The 3,374-nt window shown below is 70.4% G+C and carries 2 protein-coding genes; one reads left to right on the top strand and one right to left on the bottom strand.

Going from position 1 to position 3,374, the window contains the following annotated elements:
* Positions 1-464: 464 nt before the first annotated feature.
* On the bottom strand, positions 465-2,783 hold the full coding sequence (locus tag ABEB16_RS18285; protein ID WP_345713645.1) for a TerD family protein: 2,319 nt from the start codon (positions 2,781-2,783) through the stop codon (positions 465-467).
* A gap of 239 nt (positions 2,784-3,022) precedes the next feature.
* Between ABEB16_RS18285 and ABEB16_RS18290 the strand changes: the two genes are divergently transcribed.
* On the top strand, positions 3,023-3,349 hold the full coding sequence (locus ABEB16_RS18290) for a hypothetical protein (RefSeq protein ID WP_345713646.1): 327 nt from the start codon (positions 3,023-3,025) through the stop codon (positions 3,347-3,349).
* Positions 3,350-3,374: the final 25 nt, after the last annotated feature.

Raw genomic sequence — 3,374 nt, forward strand, 5'->3', positions numbered from 1 at the left:
TTTTAATCCGCGGGTTGTGGGTTCGAGTCCCACGGGGCCTACCGCTCTGACCTGCGACTTGAGCGTCCGTGGCGCTCCTGCTTGCCCGTTCGGGCACGGAAGGCGCAGCACCTTGGCCCCGTCGCGCTTTACTCCACGAGGCGCTGCAGCGCCTCCCCAAGTAGTGCAGCCGCAGTGGTCGTCAGACGCGTGACCGGTGCCGCCCGCGTTCGGGCTGTCGGCTCTGGGTCCGAGCCCGGGCAGGTCGTACGCCCGCAACGCGCCGAAAACGTGCAGCTCGGCGTCGGCGATGCCGACAACGACGTCGCTGCGCCGCCGCTCGGTCTCTGCGACATGCCAGGCCGGTGACCACATCGACATGCGCAGCTCATCGCTCGTCACCGCGAAACGGGACGCCAAGATCCGCGATCGATGCGCACCAGGTCCCGCACGTCTGCCGCGACGCTCGAGCGCTGGCTGCCCGATCAGATCGGCGGCTCCGACGCGTCCGGCGCTGCGGCCTCGGCGCCGTCCGCCAGGTCGTCCAGGACCTCAGCAGCGGAGGTTGTCATGTCATCGGGCAGCTTCGGAGCTGGTGGGACCCAGGCGCGCAGCGGTTGCACGACGGCGGTGTAGAAGCCTTCGACGGCGTCGGTAACAGAGGGGATGAAGGCCCCTTTGACCCCGGAGCGCTTGGTGCCCATGGCGGCAGTGCGGGTGAGGGTGAAGGCAGCCACGTCGACGCCACGGTCGGGGAGGAGGGCCGCGGGGTCCTCGCGCACGTCGCGCAGTCGTTCGCAGGTGGTGTCCTGGCGGCCGGTGAAGGTGACGTCGACGAGCAGGTCGTCGGGAGCGTCCCTGAGCTGGCGCAGCAGCCAGGTGATGCGCCGCTGTGCTCCCCCTTCGCGCGGCGCGGAGACTCGGACGCAGGTGCGGACGGTGGTGGTACGCAGGTCGGCGACGACGGTGAGGAGCCCGGCGGCACCGGGGATGCGGAGGGTGGCTTCCATCGCACCGGTCTCGACCAGCTGCTTGGCGACGATCTGCGCCCGCGCGGCGGGGTCGCTGGCGATCTTGCGGGGCAGGACCTGGGCGACTGGGACGCCGAGCTCGGCGGTCAAGCGCAGGCATAGGGAGCGGACGAGGCGGTTCCAGGACTCGGCCAGGGTGGGGATGGCGCGGTCCGCAGGGCGCAGCGTGCCGGCGGCGACGGCTTCGCGGATGCCGACCCAGGCGGTGCCCATGTCCTCGAAGCCGGAGGCACCCGAGCGGGGGTGGCTGAGGTACCGGATGAACTCATGCAGCAGCCAGGCCTGCAAGGGGTCGCTGACGCCGCGGTGGGTGAGGGTCATCTGCGCCTCGTGGAGCACTTCGGCCCAGGACAGGTGGAAGAGGGCGACCTTGCGCAGCTTGCGCTTGTCCACGGCCACGGGGTGCTCGCCTGCGCCGGGGGAGATTTCGTTGGACAAGGTGATGACGGCGTCGAAGCCCTGGTCGCGGGCGACGTCGAGGTAGTTCTCGACCTGGTCCTTGCGCAGTTGCCCGTCGCTGGTCTTCACCTCGAGAAGGGCCGTCCAGACCTTGCCGCCGCGGGCGACGCGGATGAGGCCGTCGGGGAAGACGGTGCTCTCACCGAGCTTGAACGGAACCTCGAGGTAGGTCTCCACGGCGCCCGCGGGTGCGGAGGCGTGGGTGGTGATGCCGCGGGCGAAGGCCTTCACGGCCATCATCGTGGCCAGCAGTGCGGAGGTGGCGCGCTTCTCCTGTTCCACCGCGCTGCCGACCCCGGAGATGGAGAACAGCCGTGCCGGCTGCCAGCCCTCCTCCCCCAGGCGCAGCACGGGTACCGCAGCCCGGACCGGCTTGGCTTTGCGGGTGCGCACCCCGCGCGTCGACCTGGGTGCAGCCGCCGAGTCCACGGTTGGTCCTGGAGCCACTCCCGCAACGGCCGGCGCCTCTTCTGCGAGGCTCGCCGTTGGCGGGACGTCCTCCGGCGCGGCCTCCACCACCGCGATGAGCTCCTCACCTCCTGTGGCCCCCTCGGCGGGCGAGATGCTCACGTCGGACTCACCGTCGTGCAGGTCCTCAGCGTTGACGGTGTACGCGGATCTCCCCTGCGCGGTCGGTTCTGAGGTTGTGTCAGGCGCAATCAGCGGATCGCCTTCCCCGCCTGGTGCGGCCTTAGGAACATCCCCCGGGACCGCATTTGCGACGTCGTCGGCTCCTGAGGTGTCGTCGATGCTGACGCCGAAGTCGGTGGCCAATCCTTCGAGGCCGGTGTCGTAGCCCTGCCCGACCGCACGCAGCTTCCACGACGCGTCGCGGCGGTACACCTCGCCGAAGACGAAGGCGGTCTCGGAGCTGGCGTCGTCGATGTCGAAGCATGCGCACGGGTTGCCGGAGGCATCGAGCAGGAGCAGCCGCAGAGCTGCCAGCTGCCCGAAGGTGCCCTCACCGATGCTGGCAGCAAGGGCGATGATCTCCACCTCGTCGGGGACGTCGTCGAGGTCGAGCGCCAGGCGTTCCTCGACTCCCGCGTCCGTGACGGAGCGACCCAGGTGACGCACCGTCCCCTCCGGCGAGGCGGGCTGGTTGTAGAAGACGAAATCCGCATCGGACCGGACTCGCCGCGCGGCCGACAGCAGCAACGCCGAGGCGTCAACGTCAGCCTCGCCGCCCCCGTCGTCCCAGCTCAGGACGACGTGGAGTCGGGAGGCCTTCTCCGGCAAAGTCACGTTGGCGCCCCGGCTCAGCTGCATCGCCGGTGCCGGGACCGGCGCGGAGGTCTGCTCGGCATCGCTCACCTCACCAGTCTCACCGACGTCCGCTCCACGATGCAGCTCGGCAGATGCAGGCCAGCAGATGCCGTCCGGCGACACGGTCCGGCCCGCCCACAGGGCCGTGCAGCGCGCTCTGCGGTGCAGCGGTGGCAGCAGGCGAGCCGATGGGGGCATGCTGGGACGTGCTCCGTCCGACCCGCTGCGCGGTGGGCACACCCGACGCGGGCACACCCGGTACGGGTGCACCGGACGTGGGAGGTCGTGTGGTCATCGCGCTGGTCGAGGCGGCGCGGCTCGCCCGGGCCAACCGCGCGCAGGTCGAGGAGCTCGAGGACCGCCACGCGGCCCTGGTCAGCCGTGCGGACCGTGAGCGCACCGCTCAGGAGCAGCGCCGGCAGCAGCTCTACGACGAGGTTCTGGTGCCCTTCCGGGACGTCTTCGCGCGTTTGAAGAACGTCGACCTGGCAGAGCTGGCGAGCATCGACCTGCCCACGACGGAGGCGACACCTCAGGTCGAGGTCGTCCAGGTACGCCTCAGCGCCCTGCACACCGTGGGGGAGCTTGACCCGGTTTCCCGGACAGGTGGGTGACTTGATCATGCCGCAGTAGTCAGTG

The organism is Kineococcus glutinatus, from assembly GCF_039542765.1.
Classification (GTDB): domain Bacteria; phylum Actinomycetota; class Actinomycetes; order Actinomycetales; family Kineococcaceae; genus Kineococcus_A; species Kineococcus_A glutinatus.